39 protein-coding genes are annotated in these 21,652 nt (G+C 63.3%); 16 read left to right on the top strand and 23 right to left on the bottom strand.

All coding sequences use genetic code 11. From position 1 onward, the window contains the following. Positions 1 to 50 precede the first annotated feature (50 nt). The 9 genes from AUL32_RS22895 to AUL32_RS22855 all read left to right on the top strand — a co-directional run bounded on the left by AUL32_RS22895 (position 51) and on the right by AUL32_RS22855 (position 5,148). Positions 51 to 1,646 carry a DEAD/DEAH box helicase gene (locus AUL32_RS22895; protein ID WP_062120483.1) on the top strand — a complete coding sequence of 532 codons (1,596 nt, stop codon included), beginning with the start codon at positions 51 to 53 and terminating at the stop codon, positions 1,644 to 1,646. Continuing rightward, a complete protein-coding gene (locus tag AUL32_RS22890) occupies positions 1,643 to 1,828 on the top strand; it encodes a hypothetical protein (RefSeq protein WP_062120480.1) in 186 nt (61 codons plus the stop codon). Before AUL32_RS22895 ends, AUL32_RS22890 begins: the two co-directional genes overlap by 4 nt. Continuing rightward, positions 1,828 to 2,097: a hypothetical protein gene (locus AUL32_RS22885; RefSeq protein ID WP_062120477.1), complete on the top strand. Its 270-nt coding sequence runs from the start codon at positions 1,828 to 1,830 to the stop codon at positions 2,095 to 2,097. Before AUL32_RS22890 ends, AUL32_RS22885 begins: the two co-directional genes overlap by 1 nt. Positions 2,098 to 2,178: 81 nt before the next feature. Further along, complete coding sequence (locus AUL32_RS22880; protein WP_062120474.1) at positions 2,179 to 2,781, top strand: hypothetical protein; 603 nt, start codon at positions 2,179 to 2,181, stop codon at positions 2,779 to 2,781. Positions 2,782 to 2,837: 56 nt separating this feature from the next. Beyond that, a complete protein-coding gene (locus AUL32_RS22875) occupies positions 2,838 to 3,401 on the top strand; it encodes a hypothetical protein (RefSeq protein WP_062120471.1) in 564 nt (187 codons plus the stop codon). Positions 3,402 to 3,486: 85 nt separating this feature from the next. Beyond that, positions 3,487 to 4,143: a ParA family protein gene (locus tag AUL32_RS22870; protein WP_062120469.1), complete on the top strand. Its 657-nt coding sequence runs from the start codon at positions 3,487 to 3,489 to the stop codon at positions 4,141 to 4,143. Next, complete coding sequence (locus AUL32_RS22865) at positions 4,140 to 4,376, top strand: ribbon-helix-helix domain-containing protein (protein WP_062120466.1); 237 nt, start codon at positions 4,140 to 4,142, stop codon at positions 4,374 to 4,376. Before AUL32_RS22870 ends, AUL32_RS22865 begins: the two co-directional genes overlap by 4 nt. After that, positions 4,373 to 4,753, top strand: a complete 381-nt coding sequence (locus tag AUL32_RS22860; protein WP_062120464.1) for a hypothetical protein — start codon at positions 4,373 to 4,375, stop codon at positions 4,751 to 4,753. Before AUL32_RS22865 ends, AUL32_RS22860 begins: the two co-directional genes overlap by 4 nt. Continuing rightward, positions 4,750 to 5,148 carry a hypothetical protein gene (locus tag AUL32_RS22855; protein ID WP_062120461.1) on the top strand — a complete coding sequence of 133 codons (399 nt, stop codon included), beginning with the start codon at positions 4,750 to 4,752 and terminating at the stop codon, positions 5,146 to 5,148. The genes AUL32_RS22860 and AUL32_RS22855 overlap by 4 nt, the downstream gene beginning before the upstream one ends. A 101-nt stretch (positions 5,149 to 5,249) precedes the next feature. Here the strand turns inward: AUL32_RS22855 and AUL32_RS22850 are convergent, their stop codons facing one another. The 7 genes from AUL32_RS22850 to AUL32_RS22820 all read right to left on the bottom strand — a co-directional run bounded on the left by AUL32_RS22850 (position 5,250) and on the right by AUL32_RS22820 (position 11,176). Next, on the bottom strand, positions 5,250 to 5,891 hold the full coding sequence (locus tag AUL32_RS22850; RefSeq protein WP_062120459.1) for a hypothetical protein: 642 nt from the start codon (positions 5,889 to 5,891) through the stop codon (positions 5,250 to 5,252). 357 nt (positions 5,892 to 6,248) lie between these two features. Then, positions 6,249 to 6,845 (bottom strand): hypothetical protein, encoded by a 597-nt coding sequence (locus AUL32_RS22845; protein WP_062120457.1) that lies wholly within the window; start codon positions 6,843 to 6,845, stop codon positions 6,249 to 6,251. A gap of 612 nt (positions 6,846 to 7,457) precedes the next feature. Further along, complete coding sequence (locus tag AUL32_RS22840) at positions 7,458 to 7,796, bottom strand: hypothetical protein (RefSeq protein WP_062120455.1); 339 nt, start codon at positions 7,794 to 7,796, stop codon at positions 7,458 to 7,460. A gap of 282 nt (positions 7,797 to 8,078) precedes the next feature. Then, the gene (locus AUL32_RS22835) at positions 8,079 to 8,327 is read right to left on the bottom strand and encodes a hypothetical protein (protein ID WP_062120453.1); all 249 of its coding nucleotides are present in this window, start codon (positions 8,325 to 8,327) and stop codon (positions 8,079 to 8,081) included. A gap of 72 nt (positions 8,328 to 8,399) precedes the next feature. Then, complete coding sequence (locus tag AUL32_RS22830; protein WP_062120451.1) at positions 8,400 to 8,618, bottom strand: hypothetical protein; 219 nt, start codon at positions 8,616 to 8,618, stop codon at positions 8,400 to 8,402. Between the two features lie 212 nt (positions 8,619 to 8,830). Then, positions 8,831 to 9,700, bottom strand: a complete 870-nt coding sequence (locus AUL32_RS22825) for a hypothetical protein (protein ID WP_062120449.1) — start codon at positions 9,698 to 9,700, stop codon at positions 8,831 to 8,833. Positions 9,701 to 10,978: 1,278 nt separating this feature from the next. Next, complete coding sequence (locus tag AUL32_RS22820) at positions 10,979 to 11,176, bottom strand: hypothetical protein (RefSeq protein ID WP_062120446.1); 198 nt, start codon at positions 11,174 to 11,176, stop codon at positions 10,979 to 10,981. A gap of 123 nt (positions 11,177 to 11,299) precedes the next feature. On the opposite strand from AUL32_RS22820, the gene AUL32_RS22815 reads away from it, so the two are divergent. From AUL32_RS22815 to AUL32_RS22800, 5 genes are all read left to right on the top strand, one after another. Beyond that, entirely contained in the window at positions 11,300 to 11,566 is a 267-nt protein-coding gene (locus AUL32_RS22815; RefSeq protein WP_156421585.1) for a hypothetical protein, read from the top strand. Positions 11,567 to 11,569: 3 nt separating this feature from the next. Then, positions 11,570 to 13,207, top strand: a complete 1,638-nt coding sequence (locus tag AUL32_RS22810; protein WP_062120440.1) for an SGNH/GDSL hydrolase family protein — start codon at positions 11,570 to 11,572, stop codon at positions 13,205 to 13,207. A 1-nt stretch (position 13,208) separates the two neighbouring features. Continuing rightward, the gene (locus AUL32_RS22805; protein ID WP_062120437.1) at positions 13,209 to 14,594 is read left to right on the top strand and encodes a hypothetical protein; all 1,386 of its coding nucleotides are present in this window, start codon (positions 13,209 to 13,211) and stop codon (positions 14,592 to 14,594) included. A gap of 296 nt (positions 14,595 to 14,890) precedes the next feature. Further along, positions 14,891 to 15,022: a hypothetical protein gene (locus AUL32_RS26330; protein ID WP_280137599.1), complete on the top strand. Its 132-nt coding sequence runs from the start codon at positions 14,891 to 14,893 to the stop codon at positions 15,020 to 15,022. Positions 15,023 to 15,067: 45 nt separating this feature from the next. Then, positions 15,068 to 15,445 (top strand): hypothetical protein, encoded by a 378-nt coding sequence (locus AUL32_RS22800; protein ID WP_062120433.1) that lies wholly within the window; start codon positions 15,068 to 15,070, stop codon positions 15,443 to 15,445. On the opposite strand, the gene AUL32_RS22795 is transcribed toward AUL32_RS22800, so the two are convergent. Both AUL32_RS22795 and AUL32_RS22790 read right to left on the bottom strand, forming a co-directional pair. Next, entirely contained in the window at positions 15,389 to 15,814 is a 426-nt protein-coding gene (locus AUL32_RS22795) for a type II toxin-antitoxin system death-on-curing family toxin (protein ID WP_062120430.1), read from the bottom strand. The two genes, AUL32_RS22800 and AUL32_RS22795, sit on opposite strands and share 57 nt — an antisense overlap. Further along, complete coding sequence (locus AUL32_RS22790) at positions 15,814 to 16,197, bottom strand: hypothetical protein (RefSeq protein WP_062120427.1); 384 nt, start codon at positions 16,195 to 16,197, stop codon at positions 15,814 to 15,816. Before AUL32_RS22790 ends, AUL32_RS22795 begins: the two co-directional genes overlap by 1 nt. Positions 16,198 to 16,343: 146 nt before the next feature. Between AUL32_RS22790 and AUL32_RS22785 the strand changes: the two genes are divergently transcribed. Both AUL32_RS22785 and AUL32_RS22780 read left to right on the top strand, forming a co-directional pair. Next, on the top strand, positions 16,344 to 16,610 hold the full coding sequence (locus tag AUL32_RS22785; protein ID WP_156421584.1) for a hypothetical protein: 267 nt from the start codon (positions 16,344 to 16,346) through the stop codon (positions 16,608 to 16,610). Positions 16,611 to 16,621: 11 nt separating this feature from the next. Then, complete coding sequence (locus AUL32_RS22780; RefSeq protein WP_062120421.1) at positions 16,622 to 16,804, top strand: hypothetical protein; 183 nt, start codon at positions 16,622 to 16,624, stop codon at positions 16,802 to 16,804. Here AUL32_RS22780 and AUL32_RS22775 read toward each other — a convergent pair. The 14 genes from AUL32_RS22775 to AUL32_RS22710 all read right to left on the bottom strand — a co-directional run bounded on the left by AUL32_RS22775 (position 16,794) and on the right by AUL32_RS22710 (position 21,607). After that, the gene (locus AUL32_RS22775) at positions 16,794 to 17,144 is read right to left on the bottom strand and encodes a LysM peptidoglycan-binding domain-containing protein (protein ID WP_062120418.1); all 351 of its coding nucleotides are present in this window, start codon (positions 17,142 to 17,144) and stop codon (positions 16,794 to 16,796) included. The two genes, AUL32_RS22780 and AUL32_RS22775, sit on opposite strands and share 11 nt — an antisense overlap. 19 nt (positions 17,145 to 17,163) lie before the next feature. Beyond that, positions 17,164 to 17,367 carry a hypothetical protein gene (locus tag AUL32_RS25715; protein ID WP_062120415.1) on the bottom strand — a complete coding sequence of 68 codons (204 nt, stop codon included), beginning with the start codon at positions 17,365 to 17,367 and terminating at the stop codon, positions 17,164 to 17,166. Then, positions 17,364 to 17,561: a hypothetical protein gene (locus AUL32_RS22765; RefSeq protein ID WP_062120413.1), complete on the bottom strand. Its 198-nt coding sequence runs from the start codon at positions 17,559 to 17,561 to the stop codon at positions 17,364 to 17,366. The genes AUL32_RS25715 and AUL32_RS22765 overlap by 4 nt, the downstream gene beginning before the upstream one ends. Next, positions 17,558 to 17,866, bottom strand: coding sequence for a hypothetical protein (locus tag AUL32_RS22760; RefSeq protein WP_062120412.1), 309 nt, complete (start codon positions 17,864 to 17,866; stop codon positions 17,558 to 17,560). The genes AUL32_RS22765 and AUL32_RS22760 overlap by 4 nt, the downstream gene beginning before the upstream one ends. Further along, positions 17,863 to 18,162, bottom strand: a complete 300-nt coding sequence (locus AUL32_RS22755; protein WP_062120410.1) for a hypothetical protein — start codon at positions 18,160 to 18,162, stop codon at positions 17,863 to 17,865. Before AUL32_RS22755 ends, AUL32_RS22760 begins: the two co-directional genes overlap by 4 nt. Next, complete coding sequence (locus tag AUL32_RS22750) at positions 18,159 to 18,548, bottom strand: hypothetical protein (RefSeq protein WP_062120408.1); 390 nt, start codon at positions 18,546 to 18,548, stop codon at positions 18,159 to 18,161. Before AUL32_RS22750 ends, AUL32_RS22755 begins: the two co-directional genes overlap by 4 nt. Before the next feature lies 1 nt (position 18,549). Beyond that, entirely contained in the window at positions 18,550 to 18,855 is a 306-nt protein-coding gene (locus tag AUL32_RS22745; protein WP_062120406.1) for a hypothetical protein, read from the bottom strand. Then, complete coding sequence (locus AUL32_RS22740) at positions 18,855 to 19,163, bottom strand: hypothetical protein (RefSeq protein ID WP_062120404.1); 309 nt, start codon at positions 19,161 to 19,163, stop codon at positions 18,855 to 18,857. The genes AUL32_RS22745 and AUL32_RS22740 overlap by 1 nt, the downstream gene beginning before the upstream one ends. Then, positions 19,147 to 19,803 carry a hypothetical protein gene (locus AUL32_RS22735; protein WP_062120402.1) on the bottom strand — a complete coding sequence of 219 codons (657 nt, stop codon included), beginning with the start codon at positions 19,801 to 19,803 and terminating at the stop codon, positions 19,147 to 19,149. The genes AUL32_RS22740 and AUL32_RS22735 overlap by 17 nt, the downstream gene beginning before the upstream one ends. A 27-nt stretch (positions 19,804 to 19,830) precedes the next feature. Continuing rightward, positions 19,831 to 20,241 (bottom strand): hypothetical protein, encoded by a 411-nt coding sequence (locus AUL32_RS22730; RefSeq protein ID WP_062120399.1) that lies wholly within the window; start codon positions 20,239 to 20,241, stop codon positions 19,831 to 19,833. 78 nt (positions 20,242 to 20,319) lie between these two features. Then, complete coding sequence (locus AUL32_RS22725) at positions 20,320 to 20,688, bottom strand: hypothetical protein (protein WP_062120396.1); 369 nt, start codon at positions 20,686 to 20,688, stop codon at positions 20,320 to 20,322. 22 nt (positions 20,689 to 20,710) lie between these two features. Continuing rightward, positions 20,711 to 21,037, bottom strand: coding sequence for a hypothetical protein (locus AUL32_RS22720; RefSeq protein WP_062120393.1), 327 nt, complete (start codon positions 21,035 to 21,037; stop codon positions 20,711 to 20,713). Positions 21,038 to 21,087: 50 nt separating this feature from the next. Then, a complete protein-coding gene (locus tag AUL32_RS22715; protein ID WP_156421583.1) occupies positions 21,088 to 21,312 on the bottom strand; it encodes a hypothetical protein in 225 nt (74 codons plus the stop codon). Between the two features lie 46 nt (positions 21,313 to 21,358). Continuing rightward, positions 21,359 to 21,607 (bottom strand): hypothetical protein, encoded by a 249-nt coding sequence (locus tag AUL32_RS22710; RefSeq protein WP_062120386.1) that lies wholly within the window; start codon positions 21,605 to 21,607, stop codon positions 21,359 to 21,361. Between the last annotated feature and the right edge of the window lie 45 nt (positions 21,608 to 21,652).

Raw genomic sequence — 21,652 nt, 5'->3', positions numbered from 1 at the left:
GTAAGTAACCATTTACTTATCACAGTTCCAAACGAGATCCACTAGGCTTCATGCAGAATATCCGCCTCGCTCATAACGCCACCGTCGCAAAGCTGGTCGATCGCGACCGCGAGGTGGACAACATCGTCTCCGACCTCCTGTCCTATACGGTCGAGGGGCACGAGTTCATGCACGCCTTCCAGACCGGCACCTGGTCGGGCAAGTCGTCGTTCTACAGCCACGAGAACGGCACGTTCCCGGCCGGCTTCGTGAACGTCGTGCGCGCCAACCTCGTGAAGGCCGGCCGCAAGGTCCATCTGGTGCGCGATCCCCTGCCCCAGCCGCTCGGACCCGAGAGTCCGATCGTGGACGAGTTCGGAAACGACGATCCGCGCTACGATTTCCAGCTCAAGGCGCTGCGGCAGGTCGAAAAGCACGGCGCCGGCATCATCCAGGTCGCGACAGGCGGCGGAAAGTCGAAGATCGCCAAGCTCATCATGGCGCGCTACCGGCGCCCGACGCTCTTCCTGACGACGCGGGGCGTGCTGCTCTACCAGATGCAGGACCAGCTCAACGAGATCGGCATGAACTCCGGCCAGATCGGCGACGGCGAGTTCAAGCTGGTGCGCGGCGTGAACCTCGGGATGGTGCAGACCTTCGTGAAGCGGCTCGAGGAGCCCTCGCTCGACAAGGAGATCCGGAAAGTGATCGCCAAGGGCTACGACGAGAGCGTCGCGCCCGAGAAGCAGCGCGAGATCGCCGCGAAGAAGGCGCAGGTCGTCTACGACCGCAAGCTGAAGCGCCGGAGCCAGGCGATCGAGTTCCTGTCCATGGTCGAGGTCGTGATCGGCGAGGAAGCCCACGAGGCCGGCGGCTCGAGCTATTACGAGATCCTGCGCCACTGCAAGAAGGCTCGCATCCGCGTCGCGCTGACGGCCACGCCCTTCATGCGCCAGAACGCCGAGGACAATCTCCGGCTGATGGCCGCGTTCGGCCCGGTGCTGATCCAGATCACGGAGGAGATGCTGATCGCGCGGGGCGTGCTCGCCCGGCCGGTGTTCAAATTCGTGACATCGAAGCCGCATGAGAAGCTCCGGCGCACCTCGCCTTTTCAGCGTGCCTACGAGTTCGGCTACATGAAGAACCCCTTCATGCACAAGGACATCATCCGCGACGCGCTGATGGCAAAGCGCTTCGGCCTGCCGGTGATGACCCTGATCGTTCGCACCGAGCACGGGGACACGCTCAAAGCGAAAATGGAGCATCTGGGCTTGCGGGTGGAGTTCATCCGTGGCGAGAACGACCAGGACGCGCGCAAGAAGGCCCTTCGCCAGCTCGGCCGCGGTGAAATCGACGTCGTGATCGGCACGACCATCCTGGACGTCGGCGTTGACGTGCCCTCTGTTGGGCTGGTGCAGCTCGCCGGCGGCTACAAAGCCGAGATTTCGCTGCGCCAGCGGATCGGGCGCGGGCTGCGCGCCAAACGGTCTGGACCGAACGTCGCGTTCATCGCCGACTACTCGGTCTCCAACAACAAGTCGCTAGGCGATCACTCGCGCCAGCGGCGTGCCATCGTCGAGGCCACGCCCGGCTTCGCGGAGAACATTCTGCCTGACGGCCAGGACTTCGACTGGTCGCAGTTCGAGAGAAAGGATCTGGCTGCATGAGCCAACGAGACGCTGCCAACTTCTTCAACTCGGCCGGGCTGAACCTGCTCACGCAGGAGCACCTGGTCGAGCGCTGCGAGCGCCTCGAGGAGGAGAACCGCGAGCTCAAGCGCCGGCTGCTCTCCGCGGCCGAGCGTATCCGCCAGACCGACCGGGCCGAAACCCCTGGAGTGATCCACTGATGCGAAAGCAGGCTCTTCGTCATCCGGTCAACCTCATCGACTTCGGCAAGACGGGCGTCGGCGGCGGCGACGTGATCCTAAAGGACGGAACCGTTGTCGGCCGCTGGGACACCGACGAGAGCGACGCGATCTACGGCTTCATTCCGACGGACTGGCCCCAGGCGGCGTTCCATTCGCCGTTCGCCTTCGACCTCGCCGATAAGATCGGGAAGTTCCTGGCGGGCGAGAAGACGATGTTCCCCAGCGACGTCTCGACGACCAGCCACTAACCCTCCAGAGCGCGTCTCCTCGATAGACGCTGCTCGCGGGCTGCGCTAGTAAGTAAGCACTTACTTTGCAACGGAGCCCCGATGTTCTCTTCCCACAAGCACCGCCCTCGTTTCATCGCGCTGTGCGGCAACCCCGGCGCCGGCAAGAGCGAGGTGCAGCGCATCCTCTCGGCCGAGTTCGACTATCGCCCTTACGACGACGGCTTCCCGATCCGGGACTTCGCCATGCGCCACTGTGGCCTGGACGAGCGCCAGGTCTACACGCAGGCCGGCAAGCTCGAGACGGTGACGATCGCCGGGAAGGAGTGGGTCGTGCGCGACCTCCTCGGCCAGATCGGCAACCGGATCGAGGATCTTTTCGGAATGCACGGCATCCCCGCGATGGCCGTCGCCAAGGCGAACACTGCGCCCGACCGCTGCTACTCCTTCGGCTCGGTGCGCCGCGACCAGGGCGCCTACTACAAGGCCCATGGCGGGATCGTCGTCGAGGTCGTGAACCCGCTCGCTGACGACAGCCCCTACGAGTTCGACCACTACGACCGGACGATCGTCGACTACCGGATCGAGAACAACGCCCTCGCCTACGGCCTGCGGCCCCAGGACGCGCTCCACAATCTACGTCAGAAGGTCGCCTACCTCATGCACCAGGTCGGCGAGGACATGCGCCGGGCGGAAGCGGCCTGATAGCGGTCGAGAACGCGCTCTGCTAGTGGTTTCTGACCTCGAATGGACGGGAACCCATGAACTGCGACAGCATCGTTTCCTGCTATCTTGCCGCAGAGCGGTCCCTCACAGGACTGCCACTCTTCGCGGGAGTCTTGGTAGGTCTCGCGTTCGCAGCCACGCCTAAGCTATTCCGCAGGATCAAGGGCACACCCTACAGGCGATACAGGAAGAAGCTTCTCGTTGCGCTTCGCATCCAGCTCGAGTTGGTCGATCGAAATCCCACACGGCTTCTTCTCGCGAACGTTGGCGCGATGGTCTACGTATTGATCGCCACCAGCACTCTGTTTTTGGCTATTTGTATAGCAACACTACAGATGCCGCCGGAGCTTAGTATGAAGGGCGTAGGCTGGATGGTCGCCGTTGCTCTGCTGACTGGCACGAATGTTTTGACGGTCGAGCAGTTCAGAGCGCAGGCCGCAATCCTTGTTCGGGAGCGTCCGCATTTGATGGCCGACCATTTGCGTGCCCAAGCCCGAGAAGAACTCACTCCAAACGAGAACGCCCTCTTGGACGATCTGGCTGATACCTGGAACGCCAAAATCGAGCGGGCTCATGCAGATCGCATACAGGAGGCATGACCGTTCCGTTTCCGTTCACTGGAAATTAACCGCCCTGCCGTCTAGGTTTCTCGAAATCGCGGAACCTGGAAATCTGGAAATCTAGATGGCTGACCAGCTCATGATCTCCTGCCTCTCCCAGAAGGGAGGGGTCGGCAAGTCCACCTTCGCGCGCCTCATCGCCCAGACGTTCTCGGCGGGCGGCTGGAGCGTGAAGATCGCCGACTTCAACGTGCGGCAGTTGACGGCCGTGGATTGGGCCGCGTCCCGCAAAGCCGCCGGCATCGAGCCCGAGATCGAGGCGGAAGCCTTCTCGACGGTGCGCGCGCTGGCTCGCGAGAAGCACGACCTCATCGTCGCGGACGGCCGGCCGGACTCTGACCAGACCTCGCTGGAGCTGGCGAAGGCATCCCGGCTCGTCGTGGTCCCGACCGGAACCACCTTCGACGATCTCAAGCCCCAGGTGATGTTCGCCAACGAGCTCGTCGCCAAGGGCATCGATAAGCGCAAGATCCTCTTCGTGATCAACAAGACCGCCCCTGGCACGTCGGCGACGGAGGAAGCACGCGCCTTCCTCGAGAGCGGCGGCTACGAGGTGGCGAAGACGGACCTGACGTCCAAGACCGGCTACCAGCTCGCCCAGAACCAGGGCAGGTCCGCAGCCGAGACGACGTTCGGCACGCTGAACGAGCGGGCCACCGAAGTCGCCAACGAGATCGCCAAGAAGCTCACCTCCCTGATGCCGGAGCTCGACCAAGCATGAGCATTCCCAAGCCCCCGTCCAAGGCCCGCGCTGGCTCGATAGCGAACCTGTCGATCCCGCAGGCGCCCGCCGACAACATGACCCGTCCGTCCGAGGCGAAGATCTCGTTCGGGTTCCGCGTCACGCCCGAGCTCCACAAGCGCTACAAGATGATCTCGGCCTCGACGGGCGTGCCCATGGTGGACATCCTCGAGCAGAGCCTCGAGCTTTGGGCGAAGGAGCACATGAAATGAGGGTCGCCGGCGCTGCGCTGGCGATTCTAGCCGGAACTGTCCCGGCGCTCGCCGAAGAGCTCTCCGATGAAATGCTGCGTCAGCTCTTCCTGCCCTATCAGGTGATGAGGCTCTGCAACGCGGACAAGTTCTCGATCACCGATGGAATGGTCGAGGAGTCGCGTCGAAAGGTCGTCGATGCACAGCAGCGGCTCTTCGCAAACTTCTCGCAGGAGCAGCGACAGAAAATTTGGGCCGAAACCGCAAGGACGAGCCAGACCGAATACGCCAAGGAGAAGTCTCCGAAGGAGCGCTGCGCCGAGTTCGCCCAATCGCTCATCGATAGGAGGCTGGTGTCGGAAGAACTCCCGGCCGCAATCGGGGAGCTTCCGCAATGATCAAACGGATCGTGCTGGGCGCCATCGCGGCGCTCTTGGTGCTCGCATTCCTTGCAGAGACGGTTCTCGCGCAGGAGATGCCAGCTTCATGGCAAGGTAGGGAGCTCATCCTCTACCAGCAGCGCCAGATCTGTAACTCGCAGGGTCTGTCCGTCACTGACGCCATGATGACGTTTGAGAAGGAGACCACCTTCAAGCGCGTTGCGGCTTCATTGACCAAGCCCAATCTCAAGAAGCACTGGGATTTCGCGCGTCGATACGTCGAGGGCGAGTTCGGCAAGGACGTCGGCATCAGGGACGCCTACTGTGCCGAGGTGGCAAAGGACATCGCCAAGCGGATGGAGACGCGCCAGAAGGTCGACCAGCTCCTCGGTGACATGCCCTTGTCGCAGTAGCCCTCGAGCTCCGTGCGCCGCAGGCGCGCGGCAGCGGCGGATTAAGGGTCAGATCCACGGGGCATCGGGGCGCCTACCCCAGAGCGTCGTTCCCAGCGCAATCAGAACCCCATCCAGTCATGCTGACGACCTCTGCCTTGCCGATCTCTGGCAGCGATCTGCTGAGCGACGAGGATCTCGTATGCCTCGTCATCGAAGAGCGGATTACCCGTATAATCCTTGAGCGCTTCTACGAGCTCCAGCTTGATCCGATCCCGTTGATCCCAGACTTGAGGGGTGATCTCGATCATGACGGACTCGTTAATCTTGTATTTGTAGTCCCCGGCAGGGCGAATGATGTCGAGCTGCTGAAGCTCGTTCATCGCCGGCGCGCTGAAGCCGCGCGATGTCCTACTGTCGTTTCGCAGCAATCCGTAGAGGATCGTCGTGGCGTCCATGCTGAGTGCGCGCGAGGCCTCCAGGACGATCTCACGCTCCCGTATGTTCTTCGCTCGTGCTGCCCTGATCGCGGGCACTTTTCGCAACCAGTGAGCGGCTCGGAGCAGGAGCGCAACGGCGAAGATCGTCGCTCCGAGGGCTATCGATATGCCGGCGTAGGTGCGGATGCTTCCATCGAATGCCGACTCTTGGATCTCGCCGAGGTAGATCCCGAACCGAACCAATATGCCTCCGATGAGGAAGACCAAGCCAGCCGCAAACGACGGCGTCTTCAGCGTGTTAAACAGCGATGCCAAACCATCCATCGCAGCCCCTCCGATCTACTCTAAGTCGATGTAGGATTAAGGGTCCAGGCCGGGGAGTGTCTCGCCCTCAAAAGGCATCCCCTTCGACCTGTGGCGGGGCTTCTAGGACCTCGTGTCCTTCCCGCCACATGGTCCCCGTGCAACAGAGTGTGTCCACCCAGCACACGTCGTCCCCTGGGGCTGTGTCCCCGATGTCACGCGATGCGCGAGGAGGGATTGGGCGAGTGTCGCGCGCTGTGGCTGGGGTGTCTCACGCTCTGGGATCGTCATAGAAGCTCAAGAGCGAGCGTTTGAGCGTGAGAGCTTCGCGAGTAGCTGACGCGCTATCGAAGCGCGTCAGCGAGCGTCTGTGTCGATTTACGCAGCGAACATATCAGCGATGTTAAGACGCGCAATCATGCGCTGCGTCATGTCGCTTTCGAGATTGATTGCGTAAGCGTCGCGCGTTTCGAACGTCGAGACTTGCGAGAACATACGCAGATTGACGAAAGCGTCTAGCGTCGTCTTATGCTGCGCGTTCACAGTGCTTTCATCGATGATTTTCGACTGTTGCACGATATACGTTGCTTCGCTTTCGCTAAGCTTCGCAGACTTGTTAAGCGCAAGCTTCGCTTCGCTCTTCGTCAACGCTGCGTTCTTGACGTGATGCTTACGAAACGCGCTGACAAAAATCTCTGCGATATAGTTCTGCATCGTCTTATTATTGAAGAGATAGTCAAGAATAGCGTTCTCTTTCTTGAACGCATAGACTTGCGACGTGTAGCGCGACGCATCGACGTCAGCAGCGATAAGAGCTTGTGCGATCGTCTCATTCGCAAGCATCGCGATCGAGCGATCGAAGTGCTTAGCGTTCGCGTCAGACACTTTGTCTTTGCGCGTCACGATGTTGAGCTTAGCAGCGTCAGCGTATGCAGCGAGCTTAGCAGCGAAGTCGTTAGAAGCGATCTGCGTCATGTGAGTGTCTTTCTTTGTGTGTTGCTGATGTCGTCTGTGTGCGACACAAATGAATTTATACGACGCACATGAATAAGCAAGCGCTTACTTACGCAAAAACGAAAAGGAATGAGTCGCGACGAACGAAAATGAATTGCGTCACGCCCCTGTGAGCCCCGCTTTCGTGACTTGCTCCCCGACGCGCGTCGTCCTAGTCGCGCGCCCCGACTGACCCGTAGTCAGCTACGCGTTGCCCCGGTTTTGTGATTTGCTCCCCGTCGCGGGGCGTCCTACGCGCGCCCCCGCCCCGCGGGCGCCCTCGGGGCGCCGCATAGGCCCATCCCCGTCCGGATCTTGGGCGCCCACGTCCTTTCCTCCCCGTTCCTAATTTCCGTTGGCACGGTATTCGCCGCGGGCACCCACGGGGCAGTCGGAGGTGGGCCGGCGGCAACAAGGGGAAACGACGCCCCGCAGTCGTTTCCCCGAGTCCCATTTAGCCCAGCCGTTCCAAAATTCCTCGAGGCAGGCGCGTCCCCTCCCCGCCCCCTTGATCCGTCTCCGCCCCGACCCGTCCCGCTCGCCCAGCCCACAAGAAAGCGCCGCTGTGACGCGACGCTCTCCGCTAGGCTGGATCTAAGCGTATTCGCGCTCTTCCCGGCTCGCGAGCGCGGCTTCACGCTTGGCGGCACGGTGAGCGGCTTCTTCCCGGCGAATGCGCTTGCGCTCCTCGACGAGCTGCATCCCCTGGTCACGAATAGCAGGCATGTCGTCGGGCGACAGTCCGGAATGCTGGATCGCGAGCCGGAAGCGGTCGCCAGCGGAGCGCAGCGTTCCCTCGGACGAGCGCTTGAACAGGTCGGCGTCGATGTTGGCGGGCACATGATCGACCTTGAACGCATCGGCAAGCTCGATGGCATCGGCGAAGCGAGCGACGATCGAGGCGGAAGCGTTGAGCGAAGCAGTGCGGGTCATGTGAAACTCTCTCGTTTCGTGTTGCTGACAATTATGAATATAAATCAGCGACTTACGGGCTATAAGCGTGCAGCGACGGCACGTTGAGCGCGGTCGAGAGGTGTCTGGTGGGGAAGAGCTCGGCCGGGAGCCGCCGAGGAGGCCCGCGGGGCGCAGCCTGACGCGAAAAGACCCGTGCCTGGCCTTACTGGACCTGGACGGGCCTGGACGGGTGCGGACCAGGTCGAGCTGTTGGGTGACTCGCCTGGCCCGCGTTGAGCGCCTGCAGGTTGTGACAGGCGCCTAGAGGAGAGAGACCACGCCTGCGCCTGCCAGGACTAGGACCAGTCCCATGCACATTCGCTTGATGAGGTGCGCGGCACGCTGGGTCTGGAGCTCGAGGGCGCGCCGGCGCCGGATCTCGCCGATGGTGCGCGCGACGCGCTTGGGGTTGTAGGGCTCGAAGTGGCCCTGCTGGAACGACAGGAAGTCGAGGGAGATCCGGAGGGCAGCGATCTCGGCGGGCGTCTGGGGAGCTTGTGCGATCTGCATGGCGATGTCTCGCTCTCGTGTTGCTGACACGATGAGAGTCGCATTGCTCGCTATGGGGTCACAGACGCTTGTTCAGGGGCTTTCAGGCTTCGGGTCCGGCTGCATCTCCGACAGGATCCGATGCAAGACGGCAGGGTCGATTACCCCATGAACCCGTGCGAAGGGGCGCTCTGCTTTCCCGCCTCCTTCCGTCTTGACCTTCAGCTTGTAAATGAAGGCCAGGGTGATGAGAGCGTCCAACTCCTGCTGCGATTCCCCTTCCTCTGCCTGCATGTCGAGGATCAGTTCCATGGCATTCCTCCGGCTCGGCGGCTCCCGTGGGCACCCACGGCTTTCCTCTGTCTACCGCGCCGGCCCGACGGTGTCCTCGCCTACACAGGGGAGCGCCCCGTTCCTAAAAACCCCGCGACACAGGGCGGCTCCCATTTAGTCCCAGCCATACCAAACCGCCCCGCGAGCCAGGCGCAAAGAAAAGGCGCCGAAGCACCTTTCCCTCCTCTCCCTTACGCTGCCTTCGTGCAGAGCTCCTCGAGGGCGCGCGCCTGCGCCGTGTCGGTCAGCTCGTAGACGGCGCCGCGGGCGGTGCCGACGTTCTTGACGATGCCGAGCGTCTCGAGGGCCTGCATGGTGGACGACGCCTGGGTGGGCGCGGTCGACGCCGAGACCGTGTGACGGATCAGATGGCGCGAGATCGCCGGCGACACGCGGATCTTGTCGGAGCACGCTGCCTTGGCGATCTCCATCGTGAAGCGCTCGCCGGAGTGGCGGAACGTGAAGAGCGAGCGGCACACAGCGCGGTTGATGGCGTTCTTCATGAAGTGCCCCGAGGCGAGCGAGCGCGCCAGGTCCGCGACCTTGTCGATGGCGTAGACGTTGTAGCGGTTCGTCGAGGCGCGTCCGACGTTGAAGACCGACGGGTCGACGCTCGTCGCGGCAAAGGCGTAGGCGGCGAGGAGGTCGGTGGTCATCTTCGCGCGGGAGCTCTTCAAGGAGCGCTGGATCGTCTCGTTCCCCTTGTCGCTCTCGTAGTCCATGCGGTCGTCGATCTCCGCGGCGATGTGGTGCTGCATGGCGACGGCGTGGTCGCGCTCGATGCCCTCGATCATCTGGGCGAGCGTCTTCTGCTCCGGCTCGTCGGTGAGGAGCTCGGGCTCGTCGCCTGCCGGTGCCTGGTCCGGGTTGACCTCGTCGATCTCGGACGCCTGGGCCTGGTAGGCTTCGGACTGGACCTCGGCGGTCTCGATGGCGTCGAGCTCGGCTTCCGTGGGCTCGTTGGTCTCGGTGATCTGCTCGACGACCGGAGCGATGATCTCGCCCTCGAGGACGACGTTCTCGATCTGGGCGGCGGTGTTCTTCGCGGTGCGCTTCGACATTTGATAAACCCTTGTGTGTGCGTTGCTATCGCTTGCAAGCTCTTGTTTTCTTCGTTGCTTGCATTGTGAATATGAAGCATCACGATATGGGCTTGAAGCGTGTAGTCGCGGGGTCTTGTCGGCGCGTTTCGGGCGGATATACGGAAGGAATTACTTAGGAGCGGGCCGGGAGCCGTCGTGCGTGAGCGCGTTTCCGTGCAAAGGATCGCGCCGGAGCTAAATGCCACTCACCTACAAAGGTAAGTTATCTACTAGACAGGTTTCTAATGTAGACGAGAGGCGATTAGGGGCGGACGTCTCCGGCACGGGAAACCCCGCGGGCCTCCTCGGAAAACCACGGGGCGCCGTGGAAACCCATGGATCTCCGGCTCGTGTGGGGATCGGCGTTCCAAGGACGCGGGGCATGGGTTCCCCGTGACGGCTATGCTCCTACAGGGGAGTGCCTCCGTTCCTAATTTTTCCGTCAGCCAAAAAAGAGGCTCGCCGACCCCGTAGGATCAAGCGAGCCCTGAAATTGTGGCGTTGTCGGATCAGGTAGCCGGAGACCGGCTGGTAGCTGGTGGACCTCGACGTTGCCGTCAGCAACACACGAACGCTCGCCCAGCTCTGCAAGCGTCGTTGATCGTTTGTCTCATGAGCGCGTGTGGATTGAAAGCGGATGCTTACGGCGCGTGCGTTCGGGTTGAGGTGGTCGGTCTGGAAGTTCGAGGCTGTTTGTGGCGAGGCGCCAACCCCACCAGACCAGCTCACTATCTCCCCCTATGCCCCTCTATGCGTGCTCTCTGCTCTCACATGCCGGAAGCGTGCGCTTGTCCCTCTCTATGGGTGCTGTGCTGCTTTCCGGTGCTCATGCGTCTCTTATGGGTCTGCGTGCTCTGTCGCTCTCTATGGGTGATGATCTCGGATATGTTTTCGATGCTGCGGGGTATGCGTTTGGTCTGTTTTCTCGAAATCGTCAGGGTTCGTCGCTGAATAGCTTCCCGAGTGTTTCGCTCTCTCTGTGCGCGTCAGACGCTTGGATCGCGCTGGTGAGCTGCTCTGTGCGTTTCTGGTGCTCTTTGCGCTGCGCTGGTCTGTTCTCTTGGTCTGTGCGCGCGATCGGGTCGACGTTTACGTCTTTCCCGAAATCGAGGTTTCAGGTTCTCCGGGCGTAAAGCTCGCGTAAAGGTCGTTTCCAGTCTCACAAGGGTTTGCGTCAACCGCCTGGTTTACGCTTGTCAGCCTGGCCTGGGTCGGACTGGACCTCTGTGTAAAGGTCCATCGCCCTTAATCGAAGCGCTAGTAGCGCTCTGCTTCCTCGAGCCTCTTGAGGCGATCGGCGACGAATGTCCGGAGCTCGTTGTGTGTCAGGCCCCTGTCCTGTGATGCGTCCGCCAGGCGCTTGATCTTCTTGCTCTCCTCGGCAGCTCCGTATTTGTAGGCCGCTTCCGTGTAGGCCGCGAGAAGGCGATCGAACTCGTCCAGGTCTTTGCTCACCGGGTCTCTCCTGATTCTGGTGCCCGCGCAGCCTGCCTTCTTCCCTCTTTCCATATGGTTCCCCTTGGTTAAGTAAGCGCTTACTTGCTATGATGGTGGCTCCTGTTCCCAATGGAGTTCATCATGGCTTTCCAGCCGACCAAGCGTTTCAACCTCACCCGCGACGAGTGGACCGAGATTGCCTCTGGCGTCTCGGAGCTCCTGGTCGAGAGCGAGGGCACCGACATCCTCGTTCGCCTCGATAGCGAGCTTCCCGATCCGCAGAACGACGAGGCCCATACGGTCGGCGCCGGCGCGCATCGCTCCTTCTCGTTCGGCTCTCTCACCACCGAGACCGTCTATGCCCGCGCCAAGCGTCTGCCGGGCTCCGCAATCGTGACGAAGGGCTGATCGATGTCCGGATACGGTCCCTACTCGAAGATCCCCGCTGATACGGTTCCCACGATCGACGCCTATGACGTCAAGACGTTCGTCGTCTCGGGCCGGGCGCGTGCTGGCGTGCCGGTGACGGTCAAGGCCGGCGCCTCGCTCGCCGGAACGATTCATGCCGACGAGTTCGGCTTCTGGAAGCTTACCCTTCCCGCCGATCCCGACGGCGCGTCTCTCACCGCAGAGGTTCTGCCGACCAGCGCTCCTTTCGCGACCCCGCGCACTCTTCCCGCTCTTCCACTGAAGACCGGCGCCAAGGTCATGGGTCTCGGCCACAGCTTCATCGCGCGCTCGGGCTACGCTTTCGGCAACGCGGTCCCGCCGGCGCTCCACAACCGCATCGACATCAACACCGGCGCGGCGTTCGGCGACATGGGCCTTCTTCAGTCCATGGACGGGCGCTTCAACGTCAACTCCTGGTTCGATAAGGACTATGCGCAGAACCGCGCGGGCGACGCCAAGGGCTTCGCCGGATCGCAGGCAGGTCTGGGCGGTGACGACCTCAACGGCGGCTACGAGCGCCTGAAGCGCACGATCGACATGCGGCCCGACATCGTGGTCGTGGACATCGGCACCAACGACGTGAACAGCCGGCGCCAGGCCGACGGCAAGACCCCGATCACGCTCGAGACCTTGAAGCTCCGGCTCGATCGCATCCTCACCATGCTCCGCTATGCCGGCATCTGGGCCGTGGTCCTCATGCCGACCCCGCGCACCGACTGGAAGGTCGGCGATCCGCGCCATGTGACGCTCGAAAACTTCGGCGCCTGGTGCGCGACGCTCGGCTCTCGCGAGGGCGTGAAGGTCGTCGATGATCGCAAGCTCATCCGGGACGCGATCGCGTCCGGCCAGCCGATCCTCGAGGACGGCATCCACATGACGTCGGTCGGTCACTGGATCCGCAACTCCGAACCGGGGATGCTCCTCGACGTGCTGCGCTCCATGGTGACGGCAGGCGATTTCGTGGATCGTTCGCGCGCCGGCAATCTGCTCGCGACGGGCGGGTTCCTCGGCACCAACGGCACCAAGAACGGCGGGATCACCGGCAGCGTCGCAACGAGCGTCACGGTGAACCGCGGTGCCGGCCAGACCGAAGCGATCGTCGCCTCGAAGGAGGTGATCGAGGCCGGCGTTGCCGAGAAGCAGGTCTTCACCATCACCCCGGCCGCTCCGGCTGCTGGCGTCAACTCGCTGTCGCTCACGCCGGTCATGCCGAGCTACTCGGCCCTCGGGATCGTCGCCGGCGACTGGATGGAAGCGCTCTGCGAGGTCGAGCTTCTGTCCGAGGAGACGATTTTCGTCGGCGCGTCCTTGCAGCTCCGCTACCGCGGCGGGCTGACGATGCCGGTCACGGGCGGCGTCAACCGTCGGGGCGCGGAGAACAGCGTGCCGATCCCGTTCCGCAACGGTGAGAAGCTCCTGCTGCGCACCCTGCCGCACAAGATGGAGGGTCTCGACGCTGCGACGGGCGTGAGCTCCTACATGGACCTCTTCAACCTCGCGATGTCCTGGCGCCGCGAGGCGTCCAAGGCGTTCCAGATCAAGGTCTCGCCGCTCGTCTTCCGCAAGGTGGCGAGCCCGCGGCCGGCGTGGAACCGCTGACATGATCGGCACTGGTCTTTTCATCGGCGGCAATTCCGGTAGCGGCGTCTCTTCACTCGCGCTGGACGCCGCCCGCAACCGACGAGTGATTGTTGTCGGAGACAGCTTCATGTTCCGGCACACGTTCTCGTCCGGGAGCGGCGTTTGGAACCGTGCGGCGGGAGGGAGCGGCAATCGCTATCTTGTAGTCGGGGAGCTCAACTGGTTGCGCTACCTCACGCACCAGTCCTTCGATTTCGACGGCACCGGCAACTATGGCATCGTCGGACAGAAGACGCCCGAGATCGTTGCACGCCTTCGTGGCATTCTGGCAAAAGACGACGCCGATACGATCGTTATGCCGTCCTCGATCAATGGCTTCCTCGCTAACAATCCGAACGTCGTATCCGAGGAACTTGGGGCGATCGAAACTGCCTATCAGCTCTGCCGCGCCGCAGGACGGTTTCTGATCCTGGAGACCCCCTCGGCTGGCGGTGACAGCAGCGGCAGCGTCTTTCCGAACGCCAACATGAACCGTGCCCGTCTTCACGTCCGTCGAGCTATGCGCGAGATCTACCGAGGCAAGCCCGGCGTCTGCGTGGTCGATATGGAGCCGGGCTATGCGAACCCTGCTTCCGGCGATGGGCGCGCTCTCGATGGTATGGTGACAAGCCGGGCGGGCGGTGTCGCGGCCGCGCCTCTGCACACAACGGGCCTTGGCGCGTATCAGCGCGCTCTTCGTCTTCTCCCGGTGTTCCAGGCTCGCTTCCCAATCTCGGCTGGCCTCACCGCTATGACGAACACCGACAGCTTCGATGCAGTCTACAATCCGAGCGGCAGTCGAAGTTCGAACCCTGCGCTGGATTCGAGCGGCGGGACGCCAGGCACGGGAGGCAGCGGCACGGTCGCGTCCGGATGGATCGGCGGCCACGGTGCGGACACAGGCCACACGCGCGCCTATTCGAAGGTGACGGGACCGAACACCGGGCGTCCGGTCCAGCGCATCGTGCTTGGCGGGACGATGATGTCGAACGCCGAGTTCGCACTCCTCCTGATGAACCTCTCCGGCCGCTCGGTGGGCGACCGGGTGCGCCTCGCAGTGGAGTTCGACGGCTGGTCGGGCGTCCAGAACGTCGAGGCGATCAGCCCGAGCATCAACCCGAATACGTCCGTCTATTCGGGCGGCGTCGCGGATATGAGCTACATCGACGCCCACGCGGCGGACCGCTCGGCGAACGACAACCCGTCCGGCAACCTGCCGGCGAGCGTGGGGCCGGGCCTGATGCTGACCCCGGCCTTCGTGCTGACGGCGGCAACGCCCCGCATCATTCTCGGCGCGCGGGCGCTGAACGGCAGGACGATCGGCGGCACGATCGACGTCCTCAACATGGCGCTGATTGCCGCCTGAAACTTGGAAAGCCCGGCCTCGTGCCGGGCTTTCAGCTCGACACCATTGAGCGAGTCGGGGTCAAAAGAGCCCTTGACGACACCTGCTTTCCCAACTCGCGGGTGAAACTTTGGAAGCGCGGGTCGCTTAACGTGCCTGCAAGATCAACAGGTTATCCCGAGAACTCCCCATCGTTTTAACGCGGGTGGAGCACAGGCTGTGCCAGCCGCAGTTTAGGGTCTTTACAAGCCCTCCGCGATAGGCCCACATCATCAGACCGGACCGGATCTCCTTTTCATCAATGAAGGAGTCCGTCGATGCCCGAGAACCCCTCCCCCAAGAAGAACCGCTGGCGCCAGTTCGCGACAATCGTGATCGAGGTCTCGAAAGTGCTCGCAGCAATGGATGTGATCTACGAGATCGTCCTACGGCATAGCGGCCTTGGCTGACCGTGCGGTCTCGACGGCGAGTCCCGCGCTCGCTACGATTCTTACATGCCGATCCGTCCTGAAGACCGCGACCTCTACCCCGTCGACTGGCCGCAGCTCTCCTGGGCCATTCGGTTCAAGCGCGCGGGCGGCTGCTGCGAGGGTTGTGGTGTCGCGCACGGCACCGAGATCTCCAAGACCTACACGGTGCGCTTGGCCTGCGCCCATGTGGACCACGACCCGACGAACAACGATCCGGCGAACCTGCGCGCGTTCTGCCAGCGCTGCCACATGCTGCACGACGCGCCCGAGCACATTCGCCGGCGCTGGTTCAACTGGTTCAAGCGCGCGGCGATCGGCGATCTCTTCGACGGACCCTATGAGGGGTCACGGGCCGGGCGCGTGATCCTCGACCTCTTCCAGGTCGTCGCTCGCCGGCCGTAGCAGCGGGCGGATCATGTTGGCGAAGCCCTCCTCGTTGAGCGCGCCGGCCGCGAGGTTCACGATCATGTCCTCGAACAGGTTGTCCGAGAGATCGAGATCCAGCCCATTGAGGTTCAGGAAGAGTTCGCAGCAGAAGGCCGCGGTGCGCTTGTTGGCGTCGTTGAATCCATGCGCCTTGGCAATGCCGAAGCACACTGCCGCGGCCAGGGAAGCCGCGTCAGCGCTTTCGTTGTAATAGGCGCGGGTCTCGGCCCGGTCGACGCCCGATGCGAGCGTGTTGGCATCCTTGACGCCGGGCACACCTATGCCGGTCGCCTCGAGGATCATGTCGTGAGCCCCGATGACCTGTTCGACAGTGAGGAAGATCATCAGCGGTGGGCGAGCGCCGTCATGAGGCCCATGCGCTTCTTGAGGAGGCGCTTCGCGGCCGAGCGCACCTGGTCGTCATCGGCGCGCGCCACGCGCTGCGTGGTCTGCGCTTCCTTCTCGCCGAAGATAGCGGCCATCAGCTTGGAGGACTGCGGGTCCATCTTCTCGGGCGGATACGGGTCCATCGCTAGGTGACGGGACGTCCCTTCAACCACGATGCGCGGGCCGGCATTGAGGTCGCGCGTCTCAACGACGTAGGTGCGCGGCGAAACCTGGCCGTCCTTGGTGCCGATCACCGCGGCGGCGCCACGCGGACCCGTGATCTCATTGCCGATGCGGCCACGACGACGGTTCCCGAGGTTTGGCTTCTCTTCTGCGCTCATGATTGCTCTCCTGATGCTGAATATAGACGACCCCTGGTCGGGATGCGAGTCGATGTGCGTCCACAGGAATTTGTTCCTGCGATCTTCCCGCAACCGTTTTGTTCTGGGTATGTTCTCCTACGAACGGAACGGAGAGATTCGCAGTGGTGCAGAGGGTCAGAAGCTTCGACGAGGGGCTACGGAAGAACCTCGGCATCCGGATCGTGTGTCGCGGCTGCGGAAAAGAGGTGATCTACCGCTGCTACGACTTCATGGGCTACATCCAGGGCGGCGCCGAGATCGAGGATCTCCGGTGGCGCTGCACCACCTGCGGCAAGCTCTCCCGATACGTTCGCTACGCCATCCTCGACATCCTCCCGCGCGAGGCACTGGCGCAATGGAAGCCCAGACCAGGCATGGTCCGGCGATACTGAAGGAGAGAAGAATGGCCCGGCCGGAACTGATCGACCGTCTGAAGGATGCCACCCACAATGCCTCGCCCGAGACGGCCGCACTCATGCGCGAGGCGGTCGACAAGCTGGAGTTCTACGAGGACGCCATGAAGATGACCGAAGCCTATCTGGTGCGCCAGGAGCGGCGCGCCTCGATCCGCCTGGTCAGGCAGTGACGCGGATCGTCGTGCCGGGCCAGATCTTGTTCCAGTCCGCCTCCCGGAAGCCGCGCTCCTTCGCGGCTTTCGTGAGCACCTCGCGGTTGCGCTTGAAGAGCCAGGTCCAGTCGATGCCGGCCGGCAGGCGTGCCGCGATCCCGCGCAGCGTGTCGCCGGCCTGGATCGTGTATTCGGCGCCCGTGATGGGACCGGCCGACGGGAAGAGCGCATCGACCACGACGTTGGCGATGTCGTCGTTCTTGGAGCCGTCGTCGGTGTCTAACCCATGCTCGCGCAGCGCCTTGAGGACGGCGTGCTTGCGGGCGTAGCGGAGCTCGTTCGAAGTCGTCTGGGTCAACGCGGATCTCCCCTCATGCTCACGTCCTCGGCGTCTTAAGCAGGAAAATATCGACCTCCTGTCCGGACGCCGTGAAAGTGTGCCAAAAATAGGCGACGCTGTGGATGAAGTTCGGATCCATGCCGTCGTAGCGCACGATGTCCCCCTTCCGCGGGAGAAGGTGGAGATTGACCTCGATCGACTCTTCAGACCCTCGGTAGCGCAGGCGAGCTTTCAGGCTCAATGCGGGTCTCCTCTCATGCTCTCGTCCCACTCGGCGCTCGAGGCGTTGATCAGGTTGGCGAGGTCGGTCAGGAAGTCGTCGTAGAGTTCGCCGCGGCTCCGGTAGTCCGCGAGCTGGTCCGATAGCTCGGCCTGGCCGGAGCTGGCGACGATCTCGAGGATCGCGTCGAGGTGACGTGCGAGCGGCGTGCTCACAGCCCGCGCGCTCCCGCCGAGTGGATGACGTGGTCGACGATCTCGTCGGCCGACAGGTTCTTCTCCCGCAGCAGGTCCACAAGCCGCTGCATCGCCATGGACGTGCGCAGCTTGTAGAAGACGTAGGAGCGGAGCGTCTGCGGGTCGCTCTCGACGTCCCGATAGGACGGCGGACCCTCGAGCAGGCGAAGGCGCGCGATCTCGTCAGCGGCCCAGGACGTGCCCTTCTCGCGGATCTCGTCGTGGACCGATGCCGTGCGCTGCGTGTCGCGTTCGCCAAGCCGGAACATGAGGATGTCGGTCATCGTCTGCGCCTCCATGATGCGCGCGGTGAAGTCGGATGGGTCGGCGCCGGCCGATCGAACAAAACGGGATCGTAAAGCGGCTTCAGCTCGATCTCAACCGGCTCGGGAGGCAGCGGCGGATGGCTGACGCGCTCGTGTTCCTGGCCGAAGCGCGCGGCGACCTCGTCAGGCGTCATCTCCAGGTCGCAGACGATGACGCCAACGCCGGTCCCTCGATCGACGAGGGCTTGGAGGGCTTCCAGATGGCCCAGCACCGAACAGGCGCCGACCACGATGATTTCGGGCTTCTCTCTCATGGGTGCAGCCATTGCAGAAATGAGATGAAGGCCACGATGACGAAGATGACGAGGAGCGTGCCGCCCATGATGCGGAACAGCCCGATCACGGCCTCGCCGACCGTCATCGACCGCGCGTCCTGGTCAGCCTTCCGGAGCTGCGCCTTGGTGATCTCGGGTGCGGGAAACAGCGCGGCCTGCGCCGGCGTCTGCGGCTCGCCGACCGCCTTGAGCTGCTCGACGAACGCGGCGCCGGCCTTGGACGTCGTGATGCCTTCCGGCCCGCGCTCGATGAAGCCCTTGTTAATCAGCGTGGCGATCGCCGAGTTGTAGGCCGGCGACTGGTGCGGATACGCATCGACCTGGACGTGGTGATGCAGGAGCGCCTGGAGTTCGATAACGCGCATGTCAGCTTCCGTAGGGTGTGGCGACGAGCACGTAGGAGCGCCCGTTCATGTCGAGGGTGGTGAAGGCGCAGTCCATCATGGTCTGGAGCCGGTCGAGGTCGTCGGTGCGCGCGGAGCCTTCGACGGCCACCTGCTCGCTGCCGTTGCCGTCGTCGCGCTCCGTGACCTCCCACGCCTCGAGGTGCAGGCTGACCGGGCCAATCTCGATATGGGCAAGCAGCCGGGAGCGCGGGTTGTCGTCTTCGCCGATCTCGTCCCAGACGAGCTTGTCGAGCGGGATGCGGGGTGGGTTGAGACGAAAGGCCATCAGAGGAGCTCCTGGATCGCTTCTTCGAGCTCCGCGTCGGACATCGGGCACATGCCGGGGTCTTGCTCGGGCAGCTCGGTCTGGGTCACGTCGTCGGCGACCCGGTAGAGGCTGAAATTGTCGCCGCTGATCTCGTCCTCGTGCTTGAGGATGACGCAGGCTTTCAGCGCCATCTTCCGATCGAGGTAGACGCTGTGGAAGGTGTCCACCGGACCATCCTTCAGCGTCTTCGCCTCGGCGTCGTGGTAGACACGCCCGGTCAGGACGACGTGGATCTCGTGGGGCGCCAGGTCAGCGCGCGAGACCACGAACCGTCTCCCCAGCGCGCGCCCAGATGATCATGCCGGCGAGGTCGCGCACGACACGCTCCTCCAGCGGCAGGCAGTCGGCGAGCCCTTGCGAGATCGCGAAGAAGCCCGTCGGCTGCTGCTCGAAATCATCGGTGCCGATGTCGTGGTTTCCGCATAGGCTCGACCAGTCGGGAGCGCAGCGGTCCATCTGCGTGTCGCCGCCGACCTGACTCTCGCGCAGGAACGTCTGCCCGCCGCCCGCGATGTCGAGAAGCTGCCATCCCTGCGCGCGGGCTGCGCCCTCGTAGTCGATCATCGGCTCGGAAAGCAGCGTCGCCTTGGCGATCGCGTCGTGGAGATCCACCGAACCTTCCGCCATGCCGGGGTTGCCGAGAGCGGCGAACATGCGGACCATGGTCGAGACGTCGACGGTGATCTCCTCGTCGTCGGCGAAGTCCACATACTCGTTGGAGCCGTAGTTCTCCTCCGAGAAGTAGCGGGACACGATCTCCTCGTCGCTGACCGCGTGGTCGAGGAGCTTGTTCTCGTCGTTCTCCCGGCAGTAGACGCCGAGCTTCTCAATCAGCTCCTCGCGCGAGCTGCCGGCATACTGGCTGGTGCCGTGACGATGGGTGATGGAAGCGAGGTGGACGCGCATGGGCGGCTCCTTCGTGTCTGGAATGGATCAGGCGGCGCGCGCGACGACGGGCGGCTCGAGGGCGAGCCCGTTCAGGACGTTCGCGGCGGGGAACTTGAACCCCTTGCCGTCGTGGACGCGCTTGCAGGAGATCGGGAACTTCGGGCGGCTCGGCGCGATGCCGACGACCTCGTAGCGGATACCGTTCGAGGCGAAGGTGCGCCCGCGATCGGTCGGCTTGAGCCCGTAGGTGCCGCAGAAGAGCGCGAAGTTGTCGGCTTCCGGATCGGCGACCTTGCCGTTCGCGTCGATCGGGCGTGCGGCGATCTTGATGAAGGCTTCGAGACCATACTGTCCACCTGCCGCGGTGAACTGGAAGCCGAGCTCCTTGCCGAGATCCGCAAGGGCGCTCTCGATGCGCGAGGAAATCATCGTGTGCTGCTGTCGGGTGACGTTCATGTCGTCGTCTCTCTGTGTCGCTTCGATAATCAAATATCTCAGTAATATCAGTGGATTACACGCGGGAGAGCGCGGCGTTTAGAAGATGCCGAACGTCTCGTTCGACTGCGCCGTCGTGACCTCGTTGGCTGCGATCGCGGCCTCGGCCGCGCGCATCGCCTTGTCCCGCTCGAAGGCTTCGCGGTTGCGGCGCCGGCGTTCTTCGCTGGCCTCCCGTCGATCCCGCTCCTTGGCCGCTACCTGGAGAATGGATGACGCCACCGAGTTCGGGTGCTCCGAGCGGTTCACAGACACGACGTAGGCGCGGACCTCCTCCTCGACGTTGAGGCTGGCGAGCTGGCGCGGCGCGAGCTGGCGCACGTCGAGCTCCAAGCGCTGCGTGTTGTTGGCGAGGACGTGGTCGATCAGGACGTCGACGACGCCGGACATGCGAAGGGAAAGGGCCATGGAAATCGCGAAATCCGGATTTCTAGAACATCGCGTAGGTCGGGAGGGTCGCGTAGTAGACCTCGCCGGCGACCTTCTCCTCGTATTCAGCCGTTAGCGCGTCGAGGCGCTCCTTGCACGAGCCGGCGATGGTGCGCAGCGCGTGGACGACCAGCGTGTCGGGCAGGTTCGCCCGTGCGATCGTCAGGACGACGTTGGAATAGAGGATGGCCTCGGTCTGGTCGGCATCGAGGCGCTCGAGGCGGCTCGAGACATCGGGCGTGTCCGACAGGCGAAAGGCGTGGACGAGATCGCGCACCAGCGCCAGGGTCGGCTGCTGGAGATTGATCTCCTGCTGGAAGGGCTTCACGGACGCTCTCCTTCGTCGTGAGGAAGGGAGACGCCCGTAGGCGTCTCGTTTTAGCGGGTGGCGCAGAACGCCTCGAGGAGCTCGCAGGGCTCGTCCGGATCGACCGGCATGAACCGCTCGGAGATCTCGGCGTAGACGCCCATCGAGACGCGCTCGTAGAGGGCCTTGTCCTGCGTCTTGATCGTCAGGCCGAAGCCAGGTGGCAGGTCGCCGGGCCGGACGTTCTTCTTGAAGACCTCGATCGCCTCGTCGAGGTAGCCGGACAGGCCCTTCACCAACGCCGTTTCGTCGATGAAGACGCGGGCGAAGGTCGTGTCGGCGTCATACGATTCTAAGACGAGGGGGCTCGTGCTTCGGGGCGGTCGCGGTCGCGGGTTCGGCTGCGGGCTGGTCGTTGCTGACGGCATTCAGATCCTTCTGCTTCTGGTAGGTGGCGATCGGGATGCGCGCGCCGAGCACCTTCACGATGAGGCGGCAGTGCGTGCGGTCTTCCCGGATTTCGAGAAAGCCCTGATCCATGGCGATGAGGCCGAGAATCTGGACGTTACGGATGAGGTCGGCGGGCGTCATGGCGGTTCCTTTCGATGTGAGTAAGCGTTTACTTACTATGTGAGG

Origin of the sequence: Aureimonas sp. AU40, from assembly GCF_001463785.1 — a bacterium.
Lineage (GTDB): Bacteria > Pseudomonadota > Alphaproteobacteria > Rhizobiales > Rhizobiaceae > Aureimonas.
Note: the sequence above shows the minus strand (reverse complement) of the source record. Positions and strands in the feature narration are given on the sequence as shown.

What these genes read in the sequence shown, in the direction of transcription:
- AUL32_RS22895 (WP_062120483.1), top strand. Translation starts at nt 51, where the DNA reads ATGCAGAATATCCGCCTCGCTCATAACGCCACCGTCGCAAAGCTGGTC.
- AUL32_RS22890 (WP_062120480.1), top strand. Translation starts at nt 1,643, where the DNA reads ATGAGCCAACGAGACGCTGCCAACTTCTTCAACTCGGCCGGGCTGAAC.
- AUL32_RS22885 (WP_062120477.1), top strand. Translation starts at nt 1,828, where the DNA reads ATGCGAAAGCAGGCTCTTCGTCATCCGGTCAACCTCATCGACTTCGGC.
- AUL32_RS22880 (WP_062120474.1), top strand. Translation starts at nt 2,179, where the DNA reads ATGTTCTCTTCCCACAAGCACCGCCCTCGTTTCATCGCGCTGTGCGGC.
- AUL32_RS22875 (WP_062120471.1), top strand. Translation starts at nt 2,838, where the DNA reads ATGAACTGCGACAGCATCGTTTCCTGCTATCTTGCCGCAGAGCGGTCC.
- AUL32_RS22870 (WP_062120469.1), top strand. Translation starts at nt 3,487, where the DNA reads ATGGCTGACCAGCTCATGATCTCCTGCCTCTCCCAGAAGGGAGGGGTC.
- AUL32_RS22865 (WP_062120466.1), top strand. Translation starts at nt 4,140, where the DNA reads ATGAGCATTCCCAAGCCCCCGTCCAAGGCCCGCGCTGGCTCGATAGCG.
- AUL32_RS22860 (WP_062120464.1), top strand. Translation starts at nt 4,373, where the DNA reads ATGAGGGTCGCCGGCGCTGCGCTGGCGATTCTAGCCGGAACTGTCCCG.
- AUL32_RS22855 (WP_062120461.1), top strand. Translation starts at nt 4,750, where the DNA reads ATGATCAAACGGATCGTGCTGGGCGCCATCGCGGCGCTCTTGGTGCTC.
- AUL32_RS22850 (WP_062120459.1), bottom strand. Translation starts at nt 5,891, where the DNA reads ATGGATGGTTTGGCATCGCTGTTTAACACGCTGAAGACGCCGTCGTTT.
- AUL32_RS22845 (WP_062120457.1), bottom strand. Translation starts at nt 6,845, where the DNA reads ATGACGCAGATCGCTTCTAACGACTTCGCTGCTAAGCTCGCTGCATAC.
- AUL32_RS22840 (WP_062120455.1), bottom strand. Translation starts at nt 7,796, where the DNA reads ATGACCCGCACTGCTTCGCTCAACGCTTCCGCCTCGATCGTCGCTCGC.
- AUL32_RS22835 (WP_062120453.1), bottom strand. Translation starts at nt 8,327, where the DNA reads ATGCAGATCGCACAAGCTCCCCAGACGCCCGCCGAGATCGCTGCCCTC.
- AUL32_RS22830 (WP_062120451.1), bottom strand. Translation starts at nt 8,618, where the DNA reads ATGGAACTGATCCTCGACATGCAGGCAGAGGAAGGGGAATCGCAGCAG.
- AUL32_RS22825 (WP_062120449.1), bottom strand. Translation starts at nt 9,700, where the DNA reads ATGTCGAAGCGCACCGCGAAGAACACCGCCGCCCAGATCGAGAACGTC.
- AUL32_RS22815 (WP_156421585.1), top strand. Translation starts at nt 11,300, where the DNA reads ATGGCTTTCCAGCCGACCAAGCGTTTCAACCTCACCCGCGACGAGTGG.
- AUL32_RS22810 (WP_062120440.1), top strand. Translation starts at nt 11,570, where the DNA reads ATGTCCGGATACGGTCCCTACTCGAAGATCCCCGCTGATACGGTTCCC.
- AUL32_RS22805 (WP_062120437.1), top strand. Translation starts at nt 13,209, where the DNA reads ATGATCGGCACTGGTCTTTTCATCGGCGGCAATTCCGGTAGCGGCGTC.
- AUL32_RS26330 (WP_280137599.1), top strand. Translation starts at nt 14,891, where the DNA reads ATGCCCGAGAACCCCTCCCCCAAGAAGAACCGCTGGCGCCAGTTCGCG.
- AUL32_RS22800 (WP_062120433.1), top strand. Translation starts at nt 15,068, where the DNA reads ATGCCGATCCGTCCTGAAGACCGCGACCTCTACCCCGTCGACTGGCCG.
- AUL32_RS22795 (WP_062120430.1), bottom strand. Translation starts at nt 15,814, where the DNA reads ATGATCTTCCTCACTGTCGAACAGGTCATCGGGGCTCACGACATGATC.
- AUL32_RS22790 (WP_062120427.1), bottom strand. Translation starts at nt 16,197, where the DNA reads ATGAGCGCAGAAGAGAAGCCAAACCTCGGGAACCGTCGTCGTGGCCGC.
- AUL32_RS22780 (WP_062120421.1), top strand. Translation starts at nt 16,622, where the DNA reads ATGGCCCGGCCGGAACTGATCGACCGTCTGAAGGATGCCACCCACAAT.
- AUL32_RS22760 (WP_062120412.1), bottom strand. Translation starts at nt 17,866, where the DNA reads ATGACCGACATCCTCATGTTCCGGCTTGGCGAACGCGACACGCAGCGC.
- AUL32_RS22755 (WP_062120410.1), bottom strand. Translation starts at nt 18,162, where the DNA reads ATGAGAGAGAAGCCCGAAATCATCGTGGTCGGCGCCTGTTCGGTGCTG.
- AUL32_RS22750 (WP_062120408.1), bottom strand. Translation starts at nt 18,548, where the DNA reads ATGCGCGTTATCGAACTCCAGGCGCTCCTGCATCACCACGTCCAGGTC.
- AUL32_RS22745 (WP_062120406.1), bottom strand. Translation starts at nt 18,855, where the DNA reads ATGGCCTTTCGTCTCAACCCACCCCGCATCCCGCTCGACAAGCTCGTC.
- AUL32_RS22735 (WP_062120402.1), bottom strand. Translation starts at nt 19,803, where the DNA reads ATGCGCGTCCACCTCGCTTCCATCACCCATCGTCACGGCACCAGCCAG.
- AUL32_RS22730 (WP_062120399.1), bottom strand. Translation starts at nt 20,241, where the DNA reads ATGAACGTCACCCGACAGCAGCACACGATGATTTCCTCGCGCATCGAG.
- AUL32_RS22725 (WP_062120396.1), bottom strand. Translation starts at nt 20,688, where the DNA reads ATGGCCCTTTCCCTTCGCATGTCCGGCGTCGTCGACGTCCTGATCGAC.
- AUL32_RS22710 (WP_062120386.1), bottom strand. Translation starts at nt 21,607, where the DNA reads ATGACGCCCGCCGACCTCATCCGTAACGTCCAGATTCTCGGCCTCATC.